Here is an 18,205-nt window from a genome sequence, read left to right as displayed (position 1 = left end):
TCACTCGATCGTCGGCGGGCACTCGGCATCGGTTGGCGCGCCCAGCGGCAGGCGGAGCGTGAACGCCGTGCCCTGGCCGGGGCGCGACTGCACCTGCATCTGGCCCTTGTGGTTGTTGGTGATGATGAAATACGAGACGGAAAGCCCCAGTCCGGTTCCCTGGCCGACCTCCTTGGTGGTGAAGAACGGCTCGAAGATGCGCTTGCGCACGTGTTCGGGCATCCCGCCGCCGTTGTCCTCGACCTCGATCTCGACCCACGGCGGTGCCAGCCGCGTACGTATGACGATGCGACCCTGCCCGCGGTCGGCACGCTGGTGGATCGCCTGCGCGGCGTTCTTGAACAGGTTCAGCAGCACCTGTTCGAGTTCATTGCCGATGCAGGGGACGCGGTCGATCCGGGGGTCGAAGTCGCGCTCGATGCGGATCGCCCGGAAGTCGAAGCCTTCGGCAAGATCGAAGTCGTTGCCGGCGATCTCGATGGCCTGGTCGATCAGGGTGCTGATCTGGCATTCGGCGAGCTGGCGGTTGCTCATGCGGCTGAAGCTGAGCATGTGCGTGACGATCTTGGTCGCCCGCGCGCCGGCCTGCTGGATGCCGTCGAGCAGCTGCGGAATCTGGCGCTGGTTGAGGTACTCGTTGACCGCATCGAGCTGCACGCCGGTCTGCTCGGCCGCCTCGCGGTTGCGGTCGAGCGCCGGCGACAGGCGTCGGCGTATGTTCTGCGCGTTGTGCAGGATGGCACCGAGCGGGTTGTTTATCTCGTGTGCCATGCCGGCGGCGAGCCCGCCGACCGACAGCATCTTCTCGGACTGCACCATGATTTCTTCCATGCGGATGCGCTCGGTGATGTCATCGATCCGGATCACCACGCCGCGGCCGCCGCTGCCCATCAGCGGGTAGAACGTCAGTGCGTAGTGGTGCGGCTCGCCGTCACGCAGCCAGGTGACCCGCTCGATCTTCTCGACCGTATGGCGCTCGGCGGTACGGCGGATCTGCTGGAGAAAGGGCTTGAGCGGCTCGAAGGCGAGAAAGACCGGCTGGTTCAGCGCGTCATCCAGCCGAGTGCCGGAAAGCGCGCTGGCTTCCTGGTTCCACTGGGTGACGTAGAGCTGCTCGTCGAGCGCGATGAGGGCCGAGGGCATCGAGTCGATGATGCTGTTGAGGTAGTTCTGGAAGCCCGTCAGCTTGCGCTCGATCTTGCTGCGGACCTGCACTTCGAGCTCCAGCTTGCGATTGGAGTTGCGGGTCTCCTCGGCCAGCCCGCGCGCATGATCGAAGGCCGCCTGTGCGTCGTCGCGGGCGCGCTTGAGCTGGCTTTCGCGCGCTTCCATGCGTGACAGCATGGTGTTGAAGGCGTCGGCCAGGTGACCGATCTCGTCATGGTTGCGCGGGCGCGCGCGCAGCGAGTAGTCCTCGTCGTGCGTCACCTGCCGCGACAGCCGCTCCAGGTCGCGGATCGGCCGGGTGATGAGGTTGCGGATCTGCCCGGCGACCACCACCCAAAGCAGCAGGCACACCACCAGAATGCCGAGGCTGGCGGTGAGGGTGCCGGTGTAGAACGCATCGGGCAGTTCGCTGGTGGCCACCAGCAGCAGGTGGGCCGGCGGTCCTTGCGGTTGGGGCAGTTCGACCATCAGGTTGGCGCGAAACTCTTGCCCGTGCCAGCGCTTGAAATCCTCGAGCCGCTCCGGCAGTTCCAGCGGATCGCCCCGCTGCAATTCGGCGAACGGCTGGCCCTGCGGGTCGTACAGGCGGGCCGCGCGCAAGGGTGCGTAGCTCTCCAGGCGCTGCAACAGGGCGTTGGCCGATCCGCGCGAGGCCATCGCGGCGGCGCTCAGCTCCTCGGTCGCGAAGAGCGCGCCGAGCGTGTGCATCGCCTGGGGCGCGACGCTCTGGCGGGAAATCCAGTACGCCGCGCTGATGAAGGCGAGGTTGGCCACCAGCAACACGGCGGCCAGCAGCACGAGCAGGGCGACCAGCAGCTTGTGGCCGACGGGCAGATTCTTGAGACGCTGGCGTAGGCTCATGTTCGTTTCTGTGCGAGGCGAGCGGACGTTCGACCGCCCGGTAATCGGTTAGGTGCCCGGCATCGCAAGCGGGACGACGCCGAAGGCGAGGGTAGATGGCGTGTCAGTCGTCCGGCAAACCGAGCGCGCGCAGGTGCGTTCGCAGGCGAGCGTGAACGGCCCGCAGGCGCTGCACCGGGAGGTCGTGCGTGTCGGCCTGCCGACACGCCTGGCCGAGCAGGAAGGCGATTTCGGTCCTGCGCCGTCGCGCGACGTCCTGATACATCGACGAGTAGTTGTTCGCGGTGGCATCGATCACCCGCCAGACGTCATCCCGCAGGCCGAAGGCGGCGGCCGGGTGACCGGTGGCGGCGAGCAGGTCCGCCAGTTCGGCGCACAGGGCATTCACCTCGCCCTCGTGGTTGCGTAGCAGGCCGTTGCGGCAATCGTGCAATACGGTCAACGGGTTGATCGCGCAATTGAGGGCGAGCTTGCGCCAGAGCCGGTCGAGGATATCGCCCGTCCAGGTCGCGGGTATCGCAGAGGTCGACAGCGCCGTGCACCAGGCGGGCTCGGCCTCGCTGGCTGGAGTTCCGAGCCAGTTGTGACCGCGCCCCGCGTGCACCACCTGATGATCGCCGCGCAGGTAGGCGCCCTCGGTGCTGGACACGAATATGCAATGCGCCAGGGGCCACCGCTCGGCGATGGCCTGCTGGCTGCCGATGCCGTTCTGTAGCAGCAGGAGGTCGGCGCCGGGCGCGAGCCGGTGGGCGATCGAGGCGACGGCGGCTTCGGCATCGTAGGCCTTGCAGGCGACGACCAGGCGCTGGATGGGCGTGTCGGCTGCGGCGGTCTCGGCGGGCAAGGCCCAGCGTGAGGTGCCGTCTGGCTCGACCAATTCGAGAGCGCCGCAAGCCCGGTACCGCGACAGTCGGGCCTCGTCGCGCAGGATCAGCGTGGCGGGCTGGCCGGCGCGCGCCAGGCGGGTGGCCCACAGGCTGCCGAGGCTGCCGGCGCCGAGGATGTGCCAGGTCGTTTCAGCCACGGCTGGGCAGGCGTTGCGAGGCGATGCGGCCGCTGGCCTGCGCGTCGGGCAGCAGCGCGGCGGCCTGGGCCTGGATGGCGCTCGCTTCGACCGGCAGTGCCTTGGCATCGAGACCGACCAGGCTGATGGCCGCCTTGACGGTGACGAAGCCTTCGCTGGTCTTGAACGCCTTGAGATTGAGCCCTTCATGCAGCCGCTTGAAGCTGCTCGGCGCGCATTCCTGCAAGTCATCGAGCAGCGTGATCAGGGCGAAGCGGTCATCGTCCAGCCGGGTGAGCACGTCGAGCGGGCGCACCAGTTGCTGGAGTCGCCGGGCGATGCCGTGCAGCAGTTCGTGGTAGAAGGCCTCGCCGTGGCGCTGGCGCAGCGTTTGCGCGTCGTTGATGCCGATCAGCAGGTAGCACAGGGCGCTGCCGCGGTACTCGATCTGCCGGAGACTGTCGGCGAGCTTCTGTGCCAGGTAGCGGGCATTGCCCAGGCCGGTCAGCGGATCGACCAGGTTGCGCTGCTCGAGGCTGGCGATGTTCTGGGTGAGCAGGCGCTTTTCCTGCAGCAGCCGTTGCAGGGTGCCGCAGAGCCGATCGGCGGCGAAGACGCGAGGCACGAGCTGCTCGTTTATCGCCGACTTGCTGATGAAGTCGTCCACGCCGTGATCGAAGGCTTCGCCCAGGATGTTGTCGCCCTCGCGCCCGGTGAGCAGCACGATATAGGTGTAGTGATCGGTCATCTCGTCGAGCTGGCGCACGCGCGCGGTCAGCTCGAGGCCATCCATTTCAGGCATCAGCCAATCGGCCAACAGTACGCTGGCGGGGCGTTCCTCGAGCTGTGCGAGGGCACCGGCGGCGCTGCTGGCAAAGCGGATGTCCTGGTAGCCGGCCTGCGACAGCGCGCGGCCGATCATGGCGCTGGAGAACTTGGCGTCATCGACCACCAGGATGCTCAGTTGCGGATTGGGCATGGGGCTGGCTCTGCATGGGAAAGGCGTGGCGACGAGCCATGTTAATCGAGCCGGGGAGGGTGCGCGGGCGGCAACGCCTGTACGAGCGCTGGCTGACCTGCATCGTCCCTGCGGTCGGGCGTCGTCAAGTCGAGCAGTTATAATGAGCGCGCAATTCAATCGTCAAGCCAGGCGTCCGTGCGCGTATCGCGCGGCGCCGCTCATCAATCTGGAGATATCGCATGCCCTCGTTCGACGTGGTGTCCGAGCTGGACAAGCACGAAGTCACCAACGCCGTGGACAACGCCATCAAGGAGCTGGATCGCCGCTACGATCTGCGCGGTAAAGGGAGCTTCGAACTCAAGGAACTGACGGTCCATCTCACCGCCGAGGCGGACTTCCAGCTGGAGCAGATGCTGGAAATCCTCAAGCTGAGCCTGGTCAAGCGCAAGATCGACATCCAGTGCCTGGAGATCAAGGACGCCTATCCCTCCGGCAAGACCGTGAAGCAGGACGTGGCGTTGCGCGAAGGCATCGACAAGGAGCTGGCGAAAAAGATCGTCGCGCACGTCAAGGACACCAAGCTCAAGGTCCAGGCCGCCATCCAGGGCGAGCAGGTGCGCATCACCGGCAAGAAGCGCGACGACTTGCAGGAGGCGATCGCAACCCTGCGCGCCAAGGATTTCGGCATGCCGTTGCAGTTCAATAACTTCCGCGACTGATCGAGTGGTGTCGCGAGGCCATCGCCTTCGGCGGCGGTGGCCCTGTTTTTTCGTTGATAGGAGCAGTGCCTCATGGAGTTAAGCATCGATTACCTGGTCAGCCTGTCGGACGCCTGGCTGCCGTTGGTGGTGAAGTACGGCGCGCAGATCGCCTTGGCGCTGCTGACCCTGCTGGTAGGCTGGTGGCTGATCAACCGCCTGACCGGCAAGGTCGGCGCGCTGTTGCAGCGGCGCCAGGTGGACCCGACCCTGCACGGCTTCGTTGGCAGCCTGGCGGCGATCGCGCTCAAGGCGATGCTGCTGATCAGCGTGGCCTCGATGGCGGGCGTCGAGACCGCGTCGTTCATCGCGATGATCGGTGCGGCCGGTCTGGCGGTCGGCCTGGCCTTGCAGGGCAGTCTGTCGAACTTCGCCGGCGGCGTGCTGATCCTGCTGTTCCGCCCCTTTCGCGTCGGCGACTGGATCGAGGCGCAAGGCGTGAGCGGCAGCGTCGCGGGCATCCAGATCTTCCATACCACGCTCAAGACCGGCGACAACAAGACGGTCATCGTGCCCAACGGCAGCCTGTCCAACGGCATCATCACCAACTATTCGCGCGAGGCGACGCGTCGCGCCGACATCAACATCGGCATCGATTACAACAGCGACATCAAGCGCGCGCGGGAAGTACTGCTGGGCCTCGCCCAGGACGCCCGTGTGTTGCGCGACCCGGAGCCGGCGGTGTTCGTCACGGCATTGGCCGACAGCACCGTCAACCTGTCGCTACGGGTGTGGGTTGCAACCGGGGACTTCTGGCCGGTGACGTTCGAATTCACCGAACTGGCGAAAGAGCGCCTCACCGCGGCGGGCATCGAGATTCCCTTCCCGCAGCGCGTGCTGCACGTGCGCCAGGCGCCCGCTCTCTAGTGCTTGCCGGTTTCCAGCGCTGACGGGGCGTCGGCGCTGGCTTTGCGCGTCTTGCCCCACTGCCAGGCGATCAGCACCAGCGTCGGGATGCCGAGCAGTGCCGTGGCCAGGAAGAAATGGCGGTAGCCGAGGTATTCCACGGCGACGCCGGAATAGCCGCCGAGCAGGCGCGGCAGCAGCATCATCAGCGAGCTCAGCATCGCGTACTGGGTGGCCGAGAACTTGAGGTTGGTCAGGCTCGACAAGTAGGCCACGAAGGCGGTCGAGGCCAGGCCGGCGCTGAAATTGTCGAACGAGATGGTGACCACCAGCATCTGCACGTTGGCGCCCATTCCGGCGAGCATGAGAAACAGCAGATTGGTGGCGGCGGAGGCGAAGCCGCCGAGAAAGAGGATCGGCAGGATGTTGAATCGGACGATCAGCAGGCCGCCGAAGCCGGCGCCGACCAGGGTCATGATCAGCCCGAACACCTTGCTGACGCTGGCGATCTGGTCCTTCGAGAACCCCTGGTCGATGTAGAAGACGTTGGCCATCACGCCCATTACCGTGTCGGACATCCGGTAGGTCGCGATCAGCCCCAGCAACAGCAGCGCCTGCCAGCGATAACGGAGCACGAAATCGGTGATGGGCGTCAGCACCGGTCCCATGAGAATCCGCCCCGGCGCCGACAGGCAGCCGAGGCAGATCAGCAGGTACATGGTTCCGCGTGGCCAGTAGCCGCCGTAATAGGACTGGAACATGCCGGTGGTGGAGACCAGCAGGATGATCAGCACGATCACCGAGACGGCCTGGTGGGCGAAATCGAAGTGCGCCGGCCGGTGACGTTCGCGCGCCTGGCGGAAAATCAGTCGGACCGGGATCAGCAGCGCGCGACCGCCCGAGGATAGCGAGCCGGCAATGAACAGCGCATAGAGCGTTGCGCGCGGCCAGGCGAGCGCGATCAGCGCGTTGATCATCGCCGGGACCGAGATGAGCAGCACCAGCAGCAGGCCCACCGCGGCGAGCTGATGGTTGAAGGTGAATTCGGCCGGCGCGTTGGGTAGCGGTGCCGCGGCCACCGGCTCGCGGATCGCCAGGCTGGTCAGCAGGCCGGGCACGATCAGCAGCGCAAAGGCGAGGTAGGTCAGCATCCAGGCGCGCTGGTCGTACTCCAGGGCGGTCGCACCTAGCCATTCGGCGAGGAACAGGGCGCCGGCACTGGCCAGCAGCATGGCGATCCGGTAACCGGTCATGTAGCTCGCCGCCAGCGTGGCTTGCAGGCGGTCCTCGACGATCTCCAGCCGGTACGCGTCGATCGCGATGTCTTGCGTCGCGGAGGAGAACGCCACCACCACGGCGAAGGCGATGAGCATCGTCAGGTTGTGCTGCGGGTTGCACAGCGCCATGCCGATCAGGCCGGCGGCGATCAGCGCCTGGGACAGCACCAGCCAGGAGCGTCGCCGGCCGAGCGCGCCGATCCAGGGCAGGCGCCACTGGTCGAGCATCGGCGACCAGACCCATTTGAAGGCGTAGGCGAGGCTGATCCAGCTGGCGAACCCGATGGTCTCGCGCGAGACGCCCGCTTCGCGCAGCCAGACCGACAGGGTCGAGAAGACCAGAACGGCCGGCAGGCCGGCGGCGAATCCGAGAAGCAGCAGGGCGAGCGTGGCGGGGCTGGCATAGGCGGCGAGCGCATCGCGCCAGGTTTCTCGTGACATACGGCTCGGATCTGTCGGGTTGGAACGCGGAAGCCGCACTCTACCCGCTGTATCCCGTCGATTGCCAGCCGTGCCGACGCATGTCCACCCGGTCATTGACGACCGTCACGCCCTCGGCCCGCAGGCGGGCGCGCTGCTCGTGCCCGGCGGGGCTGCCGGCCGGCATGCTGAGCCTGCCGCCGGCCGCCACCACGCGGTGCCAGGGCAGGGTGGTGGCGTCGGGCAACTGGGACATCAGCCGCCCGACCCAGCGTGCCGCTCGTCCGAGACCGGCAAGGCTCGCCAGCTCGCCGTAGGTCACGACGCGGCCGCTGGGAACCTGCGCAAGCAGGGCGTAGACGGCGGAACGGCGCGCATCGGCTTCGAGATCTGAGGCAGGGTTCTGGCGCATCGGTGAGTCCTCCCGGAAACGGGCTCGGGCGAACTTGCCTCCCGTCTGGTGGTCAGTGGTTGCCGTCACCCCGAGCCTGCGGATAATGCCGCCCTTTTCATCGGACGCAAGCCTACCTCATGTATGCCAGAAGCCTTTTTTGTCTGACCCTCGCCGCCCTGCCACTGCCTGCGCTCGCCGATACCGTCTGGTTGAAGAATGGCGATCGGCTGACCGGCAAGATCGCGGTCCTCGATGGCGGCAAACTGCTGATCGAAACCGAATACGGCGGGTCGATCCCGATCGCCTGGAAGCAGGTCGCCACGCTGGAGAGCGACCGGCCGCTGGTGGTCGAGTTTCATGGTTCGCCCCAGGATGAACTCTCGCGCTCGCTGAGCGCGGCCGACGAGGGGCAGGTGAAGCTGGGCAACGGCAGCGAGTCACGAACGGTGCCGCTGGCGTCGATTTCGCAGCTGATCCATCCCAAGCCGCTGATCCAGGACTTCACGTGGGAGGGCAATGTCGACGTCGCGCTGGATTACAAACGCGCCGAAACCAACACCGACGACTACGACGTCTCGTTCGATACCGAGGCCAAGCACGGGCTCTGGCGCCATAACGCCCAGGCCAGCTACAACCGCGAATACCAGGACGGCGTCACCACGACCCACAACTGGGAAGCCGAGTACGCGCTGGACCGCTTCATCGACGAGCACTGGTTCTGGCAGGGACGGCTGGATTACAAGCGCGACCACGTCGAGGAAGTTGCCCGCCAGCGCACCATCGGTACCGGCCCTGGTTACCAGTTCTGGGACAACGAGCTCGGCGCTTTCTCGCTGGCGTCGCTGTTCAACCGTTCCGACTACCTGTTCGCCACCGGCGAGAAGGAAAACTTCTACTCGCTGGCCATCAAGTGGGACTACAACCGCTACCTGGTCGGCAAGACGTTCGAGCTGTTCAGCACCGGCGAACTCGGCAAGCCGCTGTCGAATGTCGCCGATTATTCGCTCGATTCGGAGCTCGGGCTGCGTTACCGCGTGACCGATTGGGCCTCGCTGAACATGAAGGCGGAGAAGGACCTCGTCAGCGGCTCGGAAGGCGACCTCGACGAGACGCGCTACACCATCGGCTTCGGCGTGGGCTGGTAAGCGCGGCGATGCACGAAGCGGGCTCATGACCCGCTTCGCGAACGGACCTTACAGGCGCAGGCCGCCGTCCAGTTCGAGGATGCGTCCGCTGTAATAGTCGTTTTCCAGCAGGTAGGCCACCGAGTGAGCGATCTCCTGCGGCCGGCCCATGCGGCGCAGCGGAATGCCCGCCGTCATCTTTTCCAGCGCTTCGGGCTTCATGCTGCCGGTCATCTCGGTCTCGATGAAGCCGGGCGCCACGCCCGCGACCCGAATGCCATAGCGCGCCAGCTCACGTGCCCACACCACGGTCAGTGCCGCCACGCCAGCCTTGGCGGCGGAGTAGTTGGTCTGGCCAATGTTGCCGGCACGCGAAATCGACGAAATGTTGATGATCGCGCCTTCGTTCTTCAGCTCGACCATCTTGGCTGCCACTTCCCGTGTGCACAGGAAGACCCCGGTCAGGTTGACGTCGATGACCGACTGCCACTGCTGAAGGCTCAGCTTGGTGATCTCGCCATCGCGCACCTTGAGCAGCAGGCCATCACGCAGGATGCCGGCGTTGTTCACCAGGCCGTGGATCGCGCCGAAGTCGCTCGCCACCTGCGCCACGGTGCTCACCACCTGCGCTTCGTCCGCCACGTTGCACACATAGGCGCGTGCCTGACCGCCGGCGGCCTCGCAGGCCGCGACGGCTTCGTCCAGCCGCTCCTGGTTGAGATCGACCAGCGCCAGGCGTGCCCGCTGGCCGGCCAGGTGTTCGGCCATCGCGCGGCCCAACCCCTGGCCGCCACCCGTGATGATGATGACCTTGTCTTCGAGCTGCATGTCGTGTCCTCATGTCGAACCAAAGGGAGCGCCACGCGGTTCTCTCGTCCCATGACCAGCGAACGAAAAGGAGTCACGGCGTGAGCGCAGAGGCGGTCAAGGATGCACGAGTCCTATTGCTCAAGGAATACCAGGGCGTGCTCGGCACGCATTCCAAGGCGCTGCCGGGCTATCCGTTCGGATCGGTCGTGCCCTACTGCCTGGACGCCGCCGGACGGCCGCTGCTGCTGATCAGTCGGCTGGCCCAGCACACCCACAATCTGCAGGCCGATGGCCGCTGTTCGCTGCTGGTCGGCGAGCGGCATGCCGAAGACGTGCAGGCCGCCGGCCGGCTGACGCTGCTCGCCGATGCCAGGCAACTGGTCGATCCGGCGGCCATCGAAGCCGCGGCCCAGCGCTACTACCGCTACTTTCCCGACGCGCAGGATTACCACCGGGTCCATGACTTCGATTTCTGGGTGCTCTCACCCGTGCGCTGGCGCTTCATCGGCGGGTTCGGGCAGATCCGCTGGCTCGATGACATAACCCTGGCCAATCCCTTCGCCGGTCCGGCCGAAGCCTCGATGATCGAACACATGAACGACGATCATGCCGCCGCCATCGCCCACTACGTGCAACTGGCCGGCCTGCCGCAGCATGTGCCGGCGCGGATGGTCGGTATCGACAGCGAGGGCTTTCACCTGCGGATCGGCGCCGCCGTCCATTGGCTCGCCTTTCCCGCGCCGTGCGACAACCCGGGAGCCGTCCGTGCTGCGCTGGTCGCCCTGGCGAAGGCGTCGTCATGGCCTTGTGCCTGAACAGTCGTGCCGCTCTGCATGATTCCGTTACAGCTGGGTCGAGCGTCCTGCTTGAAAAGCCGGTTCGCGACCGCCACCTTGAGACTTCCGGAAGCCGTTCTTCCGTCAAAGGTCCGTGATGCGTATTTTTCTTTTTCTGTTCCTGCTTTTTCCCGCCATCGAGCTGGCGGTGCTGATCAAGGTCGGCAGCTCGATCGGCGTCTTCGCCACCTTGTTGTTGCTGGTTCTCAGCGGCCTGGCGGGCGTCATGCTGCTGCGCCTTGCCGGCTTCGCCACGGCCTGGCGTGCGCGCGAGCGGCTGGCCCGCGGCGAGCTGCCCGAGCAGGAGATGCTCCAGGGCTTGCTGATGGCCGTCAGCGGCGGATTGCTGATACTGCCCGGCTTGCTCAGCGACTTGGCCGCGCTGTTCCTGTTGTTTCCGCCGACCCGGCGCTGGCTGATCGGCGCGGCTCGGCGCCGTGTGGAAAGCCGCGTTCGCCAGGGCGGCATCTACACCCAGGGCGATGACGCGGGCTTCGATCCGCGAGCCGGCGAGCGTCCGCCGATACAGCGGCCGAACGTGATCGAGGGCGAGTACGAGCGAAAGGACCGCTGATCCGCCATCTCACCCAGAAGCCGGCCGCTTTCGAGCGGCCGGTTCTTTTTTGGGCGCGACGCCGGCGCTCGGAGCGCGCCGACGGTCAGGAAAACTGCCTGAGCCGGATAAAAAATTTTGTTCGACGCCCTTGAAATGCTCTGGCCTGCCCGCATGTAGCGGACACCGAAAGGTCGCTGTCGTCCGACAGTCCGTTTTCTGCGGTCCGCCTGGCGGATCGCGCCCGGCCCCGGCCGGCTTTGCCAACCTGCCGATGCACGGCGCATCGGCCAGTAACCACTCAATAGGAGAGATCGACAATGAAGCTTCGTCCTCTGCATGACCGCGTCGTCATTCGTCGCAGCGAAGAAGAAACCAAGACCGCAGGCGGCATCGTCCTGCCGGGCTCCGCTGCCGAAAAGCCGAATCGTGGCGAAGTCGTAGCCGTCGGCACCGGCCGTGTGCTCGACAATGGCGAAGTGCGTCCGCTGGCCGTGAAGGTCGGTGATCAGGTGGTATTCGGCCCTTACTCCGGCAGCAACACCGTCAAGGTCGACGGCGAAGACCTGCTGGTGATGGGCGAGAGCGAAATCCTGGCCGTCGTCGAGGCCTGATTCTTCGGAATCTCCGTTCAATAATTCAGGATTGAGGATCAATCGAAATGGCTGCTAAAGAAGTCAAGTTTGGCGACTCCGCTCGCAAGAAAATGCTGGTTGGCGTGAACGTGCTGGCAGACGCCGTCAAAGCGACCCTCGGCCCGAAAGGCCGCAACGTGGTGCTGGAAAAGAGCTTCGGCGCTCCGACCATCACCAAGGACGGCGTTTCCGTCGCCAAGGAAATCGAGCTGAAGGATCGCTACGAGAATATGGGCGCCCAGCTGGTCAAGGACGTTGCGTCCAAGGCCAACGACGCCGCCGGTGACGGCACCACCACCGCCACCGTCCTGGCTCAGGCCATCGTCAACGAAGGCCTGAAGGCCGTCGCTGCCGGCATGAACCCGATGGATCTCAAGCGCGGCATCGACAAGGCCACCATCGCCATCGTCGCCGAACTGAAGAACCTGGCCAAGCCGTGCGCCGACAGCCGTGCCATCGCCCAGGTCGGCACCATCTCCGCCAACTCCGACGAGTCCATTGGCCAGATCATCGCCGAAGCGATGGAGAAGGTCGGCAAGGAAGGCGTCATCACCGTCGAAGAAGGCTCGGGCCTGGAGAACGAACTGTCGGTCGTCGAAGGCATGCAGTTCGATCGCGGCTACCTGTCGCCGTACTTCATCAACAAGCCGGACACCATGGTGGCCGAGCTGGACAACCCGCTGCTGCTGCTGGTCGACAAGAAGATCTCCAACATCCGCGAAATGCTGCCGGTGCTGGAAGCCGTCGCCAAGGCTGGCCGTCCGCTGCTGATCGTGGCCGAAGACGTCGAAGGCGAAGCCCTGGCTACGCTGGTCGTCAACAACATGCGCGGCATCGTCAAGGTCGCTGCGGTCAAGGCGCCGGGCTTCGGCGATCGCCGCAAGGCCATGCTGCAGGACATCGCCATCCTCACCGGCGGTACCGTGATTTCCGAAGAAGTCGGCCTGAGCCTGGAAACCACTACCCTCGAGCACCTGGGTAACGCCAAGCGTGTGGTCCTGAACAAGGAAAACACCACCATCATCGACGGCGCCGGTCAGCAGGGCGACATCGAGGCGCGCGTCGCCCAGATCCGCAAGCAGGTCGAGGAAACCACCTCCGACTACGACAAGGAGAAGCTGCAAGAGCGTCTGGCCAAGCTGGCCGGCGGTGTGGCGGTCATCAAGGTCGGTGCCGGTACCGAAGTCGAGATGAAAGAGAAGAAGGCCCGCGTCGAAGACGCCCTGCACGCCACCCGTGCAGCCGTCGAAGAAGGCGTGGTACCTGGCGGTGGCGTGGCCCTGGTGCGCGCGCTGCAGGCGATCTCCGAGCTCAAGGGCGCCAACGAAGACCAGAACGTCGGTATCGCACTGCTGCGTCGCGCCGTCGAATCCCCGCTGCGCCAGATCGTTGCCAACGCCGGTGGCGAGCCGAGCGTGGTGGTCGACAAGGTCAAGCAGGGTTCGGGCAACTACGGCTTCAACGCGGCGACCGACGAGTACGGCGACATGATCGAGATGGGTATTCTCGATCCCGCCAAGGTCACTCGCTCCGCGCTGCAGGCGGCAGCTTCGATCGGCGGTCTGATGATCACCACCGAAGCCATGGTCGCCGAGATCGTGGAAGACAAGCCGGCCCCGGCCATGCCGGACATGGGCGGCATGGGTGGCATGGGCGGCATGATGTAAGCCCAGCACTCCTGGCGTAAAAAAGCCCCGCGTCGTGCGGGGCTTTTTTTTGGGTCATGCGTTTGTAACGCGTCTGCTGCAGGGTAGCGGGCTGCCGGGTTTGCCAAGCGGCTATACCGTTTGTCGGGTCTGTGGGCGTAACCGCCAACGCTACTCTAGGGTTAGCTGACCCATCCAAAAACAAGAGCTTGCGACATGAAGCTAGACATCGTGCGAGGAGCCTTCCTGATCGGCGCGCTGGGTCTTGCCTCCTATTGCGCGGCCGAATGGAGCGAGCCGGACGCGGGGGTGATCAGCGCGTCCAGCGGCATGGCCTTGTGCCCCGTTCCGCCGCTTGCTCGCCAGCCCGAGGCGAGCGTGCGTCCTGATCAAGACCTGCTGCTGTTCATCTACAGCCTGTCGCAGGGGATGGGCTCGCGCGGCTGAGCGCTCGGCGTCATGCAGGCGTCTGTACTTCGTTCGTTTTGCCGACGGTCTCGTCGCGGTGCGCCACGAAGGTGTAGACGGTCGGCAGTACGAAGAGGGTGAACAGCGTGCCCACCGACATGCCGGTGGCGATCACCAGGCCGATGTCGAACCGGCTCACCGCACCGGCACCGCTGGCGAGCAACAACGGAACCATGCCGAACACCATCGCGGCGGTCGTCATCAGAACCGGACGAAGCCGAATCGCCGCCGCCTCCTCGATGGCCTGCCGGATACCCAGCCCCTGCTCGCGACGCAGCTGGTTGGCGAACTCCACGATCAGGATGCCGTGCTTGCTGATCAGGCCGATCAGGGTGACCAGTCCTACCTGCGTGTAGATGTTCATGCTGGAGAAGCCGAGGAACAGCGGAACCAGCGCGCCGGCGATGGACAACGGCACCGTGACCAGAATCACCAGTGGATCGCGGAAGCTCTCGAACTGCGCGGCGAGCACCAGGAAGATGATCGCCAGCGCCAGTGCGAAGGTCGCGAACAGGGCGTTGCCCTCCTGGATGTACTGCCGCGACGCGCCAGCGTAGTCGAAGGTGAAGCCCTGGGGCGCCTCCGCCTCGGCGATGCTGCGCACCGTGTCGATCGCATCGCCCATGCTGACGATCGGGAAACCCTGGATCATCGCGGCATTGAGCTGCTGGAATTGCTTGAGCTGGGTAGGCCGGGCACGGTCATGAACGGTGACGAGCGTGGCCAGGGGCAGCAACTCGCCGCGTTCGTTGCGCACGTAGTAGTTGTCGAGCCAGCCGGGATTGTCCCGGTACGACCGCTCGACCTGGGCGATCACCTTGTAGCTGCGGCCGTCGACGGTGAAGCGATTGATTTCGCTCTCGCCGAGCAGCGTGCTCAGGGTCGTGCCGATGTCTTCCATCGAGACGCCCATCTGCGCGGCTTTTTCGCGATCGATGTCGACCACGATCTCCGGTTTGTCGAACGCCAGGTCGACGTCGAGGAAGGCGAACTTGCCCGAGGCCTGGGCCTGCTCGCGAATGCGCTCGGTCACTTGCAGCAGCGACTCGTAGTCGTTCGCCGTGGTGATCACGAACTGGAACGGCAACCCCTCGCCGGTGCCCGGCAGCGAGGGCAGGTTGAAGGCGAAGATCTGCAACCCGGGAATCTGATCGAGCCTGGCCTGGACCTGCGGCAGTATTTCCATCTGCGTGCGCTCGCGCTCGTCCCACGGCTTGAGCAGCATGCCGCCGACGCCGCTCTGCACGCCATCGAAACCGTTGATCTGGAACGAGGAGTAGTACTCCGGGAACGACTCGAAGATCTCCAGGAACTCATCGGTGTAGGCGTTCAGGTAATCCAGGTTGGTCGGCTTGGGCGCGTTGGCCATCATGAAAACGATGCCCTGGTCCTCTTCCGGTGCCAGTTCGCTGTTGGTGAACATCAGGAACACCGGGATCAGGGCCAGCACGATCAGGGCGAACACCACCACCACCGGCCGCGTGTCGAGCGTGCCATGCAAGGCGCGGCGATAGCGCTGCTGCAGACGGTCGAAGAGCTGGTCGAGGCGGTGCGCCAAGCCATGCTCGTTCACCTCGTGGCGCAGCAGGCGCGAACACATCATCGGCGACAGGGTCAGCGCGACGATTCCGCTGATGATCACGGCGCCGGCCAGCGTGAGCGCGAACTCCTTGAACAATGCGCCGGTCAGGCCGTCGAGAAAGCCGATCGGCGCGTACACCGCTGCGAGCGTGATGGTCATCGAGACCACCGGCATGGCGATCTCGCGCGCGCCATCGAGGGCGGCCTGGGTCGGGGTCTTGCCTTCCTCGATATGACGGTGAATGTTCTCCACCACGACGATGGCGTCGTCGACCACCAACCCGATCGCCAGCACCATCGCCAGCAGCGTCAGGAGGTTGATCGAGTAGCCCATCGCCTGCATGAAGAACAGCACGCCGATCATCGACAGCGGGATGGTCACCACCGGTATCAGCACCGAACGCAGTGAGCCGAGGAACAGGAACACCACCACTACGACGATCGCCACTGCCTCGAACAGCGTCTTCACCACCTCGTCGATCGAGGCCTGGATGAAACGCGTGGCGTCGTAGGCGATCGTCGCCTTCAAGGCCGGCGGCAACTGCGCCTCGATCTCCGGCATCACCTTGCGAACCTCGGCGATCACGTCCAGCGGGTTGGCGCTCGGCGTGCCCTTGATGCCGATGTAGACGGACGGAATGCCATTGAACGAGCTGACGGCGTCGTAGCTCTCGGCGCCCATCTCGATGCGTGCGACGTCGCCAAGCAGCACCCGGCTGGTGCCTTCGGTCTTGATCGGGATCGCGGCGAAGGCTTCGGGCGTCTTGAGGTCAGTCTGCGCATTGATGGCGGTCACTACGTACTCGCCCTTGATCTCGCCCGCCGCCGACAGGAAGTTGTAGGCGCGCACGGCCTCGTTCACGTCGTCCGCGGAAATACCGTAGGCCGCCATCTTCAGCGGGTCGAGCCACAGGCGCATGGCGAACACCTGGTTGCCGAGGATTTCCGCCTCGGCCATGCCCGGCAAGGTGGCGAGCTTGGGCTGCACCACGCGCGACAGGTAGTCGGTGATCTGCGGGTTGCTGAGTTCGTCGCTGTAGAAGCTGACGTACATCAGCGCCGTCGAATCGGCCGCCTGCTTGTTCAGCACCGGGTCTTCGGCGTTGGCCGGCAACTGGTTCTTGACCGCGTTGGCTTGGCTGAGCAGCTCGGTGTAGAGCCGGTCGGTGTCGGCGCCGATGCGGGCATAGACCGAAATCAGCGAGACGTTCTGCTGGCTCACCGAGGTCATGTAGTCGATGCCCTCGGCGCTCGCGAGGCTCTGTTGCAACGGCTGGGTGATATAGCCCTGGATGGTCTCGGCATTCGCGCCGGGGTAGGCGGTCGTCACCGTGATCAGTGCGCTCTCCATCTGCGGATACTGGCGCACGTTCAGTTCGGTGAAGGCCTGGAAGCCCAGCAGCACGATCAGCAGGCTGACGACGGTCGCCAGCACGGGGCGCCGGATGAAAGGATCGGTCAGTGCCATGAGTCTGTTTCCTATCTCGCCGGGGCGTCGTCGCCCCGGTCGGGAAGCAATGAGCCGTTACTCGGCCGTATCGGGCGTACGCGGGTCGAGCGTGCGGGTTTCGGCCAGCGTGACGGGTGTGCCGTTGTCCAGCTTGAGCTGCCCGGCCACCACCACGCGCTCACCTGGCTCGATGCCTTCGGTCAGCACGACCAGGCCATCGCGGCGATCGCCGGTCTCGACGAATCGCCGTTCGAGCACAAGGCCGTCGCTCGCGGCAGGGCTGGCAGCCTGTTCGGCATCGGCATCGGCATCGGCATCGGCATCGGCCTGTGCCGCAGCCGCTGGCTTGTCCACCACCACGAATACCGCATCGCCATACAGGCTGTAGCTGACCGCGGTTTCCGGCACGACCACGCGCGGCGCCTCGATCGGCAGCAGCACCCGCAGATCGGCGAACATGCCCGGCAGCAGGCGTCCGTCCGGGTTGTCGAGCTCGGCGCGCACCTGGACGTTGCGTGTGCTGATGTCGACCTTCGGGTTGATCGCCGTGATCGTGCCTTCGAACGTCTCGCCGGGGTAGGCCGCCAGTTCCAGGCGGACCGGCTGGCCGACCGCGACCTGTGGCACCTGCTGTTCGGGCAGCGAAAAATCGACCTGTAGCGTGCTGAGGTCCTGGAGCGTCGCGATCGGCGTGCCGGCGCTGAGGTAGTCGCCGAGGTCGACCTGACGCAGGCCGATGGTGCCGCTGAAGGGCGCGAGGATGCGTTTCTTTGCCAGTGAGGCCTTCAACTGCTCGACCGATGCGCTGGCTTTCTGGAGGCTCGCTTCGAGGCGGTCGAATTCGCTGCGCGACAGCGCCTGGCGGGCTAGCAGACTGCGGCCGCGCTCGTACTCGGCGCGTGCCAGGCCCAGCTCGGCTTCGGCGGTGGCGAGGTTGGCCTGCTCGACGGCCGCGTCGAGGACTATCAGCGGCTGGTTCTTCTCGACCTTCTGCCCCGAACGGAACGACACGGCGCTGACCGTGCCGGCGACCTCGGTGGTCAGGTCGATGCCCTGCACGGCGCGCAGGGTGCCGATCGAGCGCAGCTGCGACTGCCATGTCTGCAGGCGCGCTTCGGCGGCCTCCACCGCTACGGCCGGCTTGGGTGCCTGGAACTGGGCGATCTGGCGGGAAATGGCGTTGTATTTGAAGGCGGCGAGGATCAAGACGACGACGATCACCGCGCCCAGCATGATCAGCATGCGGCGGCGCAACATGTACCTTTCCTTGGGTCGAATCAGGAGCCTTGGTGGCGGGGCCTGCCTTCCGGTCGGAAGGGCAGGCTGTGCACATTAGTCGGCGCCCGGAGGTTAGTCAAAGCCGCCGGGCGCCGCCGTGCGAGCGAGCGATGAATGCGTGCGGAACAGGCGCCCGC

General features: G+C 65.5%; 15 protein-coding genes and 1 pseudogene. 8 read left to right on the top strand and 8 right to left on the bottom strand.

Going from position 1 to position 18,205, the window contains the following annotated elements; all coding sequences use genetic code 11:
* The 3 genes and pseudogenes from D7325_RS05670 to D7325_RS05660 all read right to left on the bottom strand — a co-directional run.
* Window positions 1–2,028, bottom strand: coding sequence for a HAMP domain-containing sensor histidine kinase (locus D7325_RS05670; RefSeq protein WP_120994558.1), 2,028 nt, complete (start codon window positions 2,026–2,028; stop codon window positions 1–3).
* A gap of 103 nt (window positions 2,029–2,131) precedes the next feature.
* A complete protein-coding gene (locus D7325_RS05665) occupies window positions 2,132–3,052 on the bottom strand; it encodes a putative 2-dehydropantoate 2-reductase (RefSeq protein ID WP_245962016.1) in 921 nt (306 codons plus the stop codon).
* Window positions 3,045–4,013, bottom strand: a pseudogene (locus D7325_RS05660) (GGDEF domain-containing response regulator); the annotation flags it as partial. The pseudogene D7325_RS05660 and the gene D7325_RS05665, both read right to left, overlap by 8 nt.
* 218 nt (window positions 4,014–4,231) lie before the next feature.
* On the opposite strand from D7325_RS05660, the gene D7325_RS05655 reads away from it, so the two are divergent.
* Window positions 4,232–4,711, top strand: coding sequence for a YajQ family cyclic di-GMP-binding protein (locus D7325_RS05655; protein WP_120994555.1), 480 nt, complete (start codon window positions 4,232–4,234; stop codon window positions 4,709–4,711).
* A 72-nt stretch (window positions 4,712–4,783) separates the two neighbouring features.
* Window positions 4,784–5,617 (top strand): mechanosensitive ion channel family protein, encoded by an 834-nt coding sequence (locus tag D7325_RS05650; protein WP_120994554.1) that lies wholly within the window; start codon window positions 4,784–4,786, stop codon window positions 5,615–5,617.
* Here D7325_RS05650 and D7325_RS05645 read toward each other — a convergent pair.
* Together D7325_RS05645 and D7325_RS05640 are read right to left on the bottom strand one after the other, a co-directional pair.
* On the bottom strand, window positions 5,614–7,314 hold the full coding sequence (locus D7325_RS05645; protein ID WP_120994553.1) for an AmpG family muropeptide MFS transporter: 1,701 nt from the start codon (window positions 7,312–7,314) through the stop codon (window positions 5,614–5,616). The two genes, D7325_RS05650 and D7325_RS05645, sit on opposite strands and share 4 nt — an antisense overlap.
* A gap of 40 nt (window positions 7,315–7,354) precedes the next feature.
* Entirely contained in the window at window positions 7,355–7,705 is a 351-nt protein-coding gene (locus tag D7325_RS05640) for an MGMT family protein (RefSeq protein ID WP_120994552.1), read from the bottom strand.
* Window positions 7,706–7,824: 119 nt separating this feature from the next.
* Here D7325_RS05640 and D7325_RS05635 point away from each other — a divergent pair, with 119 nt between their 5' ends.
* Window positions 7,825–8,832, top strand: coding sequence for a DUF481 domain-containing protein (locus D7325_RS05635; protein WP_120994551.1), 1,008 nt, complete (start codon window positions 7,825–7,827; stop codon window positions 8,830–8,832).
* Between the two features lie 48 nt (window positions 8,833–8,880).
* On the opposite strand, the gene D7325_RS05630 is transcribed toward D7325_RS05635, so the two are convergent.
* On the bottom strand, window positions 8,881–9,639 hold the full coding sequence (locus D7325_RS05630) for an SDR family oxidoreductase (RefSeq protein ID WP_120994550.1): 759 nt from the start codon (window positions 9,637–9,639) through the stop codon (window positions 8,881–8,883).
* Window positions 9,640–9,719: 80 nt separating this feature from the next.
* Between D7325_RS05630 and D7325_RS05625 the strand changes: the two genes are divergently transcribed.
* From D7325_RS05625 to D7325_RS05605, 5 genes are all read left to right on the top strand, one after another.
* Complete coding sequence (locus tag D7325_RS05625; RefSeq protein ID WP_120994549.1) at window positions 9,720–10,436, top strand: HugZ family pyridoxamine 5'-phosphate oxidase; 717 nt, start codon at window positions 9,720–9,722, stop codon at window positions 10,434–10,436.
* 118 nt (window positions 10,437–10,554) lie between these two features.
* Window positions 10,555–11,031: an FxsA family protein gene (locus D7325_RS05620; RefSeq protein ID WP_120994548.1), complete on the top strand. Its 477-nt coding sequence runs from the start codon at window positions 10,555–10,557 to the stop codon at window positions 11,029–11,031.
* Between the two features lie 299 nt (window positions 11,032–11,330).
* Window positions 11,331–11,624, top strand: a complete 294-nt coding sequence (locus tag D7325_RS05615) for a co-chaperone GroES (protein ID WP_120994547.1) — start codon at window positions 11,331–11,333, stop codon at window positions 11,622–11,624.
* Window positions 11,625–11,671: 47 nt separating this feature from the next.
* Window positions 11,672–13,312 carry a chaperonin GroEL gene (gene groL, locus D7325_RS05610; RefSeq protein WP_120994546.1) on the top strand — a complete coding sequence of 547 codons (1,641 nt, stop codon included), beginning with the start codon at window positions 11,672–11,674 and terminating at the stop codon, window positions 13,310–13,312.
* Window positions 13,313–13,507: 195 nt separating this feature from the next.
* Window positions 13,508–13,738 carry a hypothetical protein gene (locus D7325_RS05605; protein WP_120994545.1) on the top strand — a complete coding sequence of 77 codons (231 nt, stop codon included), beginning with the start codon at window positions 13,508–13,510 and terminating at the stop codon, window positions 13,736–13,738.
* 10 nt (window positions 13,739–13,748) lie between these two features.
* Here the strand turns inward: D7325_RS05605 and D7325_RS05600 are convergent, their stop codons facing one another.
* Together D7325_RS05600 and D7325_RS05595 are read right to left on the bottom strand one after the other, a co-directional pair.
* Window positions 13,749–16,808, bottom strand: a complete 3,060-nt coding sequence (locus D7325_RS05600) for a multidrug efflux RND transporter permease subunit (protein ID WP_120994544.1) — start codon at window positions 16,806–16,808, stop codon at window positions 13,749–13,751.
* Between the two features lie 57 nt (window positions 16,809–16,865).
* Window positions 16,866–18,044, bottom strand: a complete 1,179-nt coding sequence (locus D7325_RS05595) for an efflux RND transporter periplasmic adaptor subunit (protein WP_425452264.1) — start codon at window positions 18,042–18,044, stop codon at window positions 16,866–16,868.
* Window positions 18,045–18,205 lie beyond the last annotated feature (161 nt).

Source organism: Stutzerimonas urumqiensis, from assembly GCF_003640395.1.
Lineage (GTDB): Bacteria > Pseudomonadota > Gammaproteobacteria > Pseudomonadales > Pseudomonadaceae > Stutzerimonas > Stutzerimonas urumqiensis.
The sequence above is the reverse complement of the archived record's forward strand: the minus strand, read 5'-3'. Positions and strand labels throughout refer to the sequence as shown.

What these genes read in the sequence shown, in the direction of transcription:
- D7325_RS05645 (WP_120994553.1), bottom strand. Translation starts at nt 7,314, where the DNA reads ATGTCACGAGAAACCTGGCGCGATGCGCTCGCCGCCTATGCCAGCCCC.
- D7325_RS05635 (WP_120994551.1), top strand. Translation starts at nt 7,825, where the DNA reads ATGTATGCCAGAAGCCTTTTTTGTCTGACCCTCGCCGCCCTGCCACTG.
- D7325_RS05640 (WP_120994552.1), bottom strand. Translation starts at nt 7,705, where the DNA reads ATGCGCCAGAACCCTGCCTCAGATCTCGAAGCCGATGCGCGCCGTTCC.
- D7325_RS05670 (WP_120994558.1), bottom strand. Translation starts at nt 2,028, where the DNA reads ATGAGCCTACGCCAGCGTCTCAAGAATCTGCCCGTCGGCCACAAGCTG.
- groL (WP_120994546.1), top strand. Translation starts at nt 11,672, where the DNA reads ATGGCTGCTAAAGAAGTCAAGTTTGGCGACTCCGCTCGCAAGAAAATG.
- D7325_RS05615 (WP_120994547.1), top strand. Translation starts at nt 11,331, where the DNA reads ATGAAGCTTCGTCCTCTGCATGACCGCGTCGTCATTCGTCGCAGCGAA.
- D7325_RS05630 (WP_120994550.1), bottom strand. Translation starts at nt 9,639, where the DNA reads ATGCAGCTCGAAGACAAGGTCATCATCATCACGGGTGGCGGCCAGGGG.
- D7325_RS05600 (WP_120994544.1), bottom strand. Translation starts at nt 16,808, where the DNA reads ATGGCACTGACCGATCCTTTCATCCGGCGCCCCGTGCTGGCGACCGTC.
- D7325_RS05620 (WP_120994548.1), top strand. Translation starts at nt 10,555, where the DNA reads ATGCGTATTTTTCTTTTTCTGTTCCTGCTTTTTCCCGCCATCGAGCTG.
- D7325_RS05650 (WP_120994554.1), top strand. Translation starts at nt 4,784, where the DNA reads ATGGAGTTAAGCATCGATTACCTGGTCAGCCTGTCGGACGCCTGGCTG.
- D7325_RS05605 (WP_120994545.1), top strand. Translation starts at nt 13,508, where the DNA reads ATGAAGCTAGACATCGTGCGAGGAGCCTTCCTGATCGGCGCGCTGGGT.
- D7325_RS05655 (WP_120994555.1), top strand. Translation starts at nt 4,232, where the DNA reads ATGCCCTCGTTCGACGTGGTGTCCGAGCTGGACAAGCACGAAGTCACC.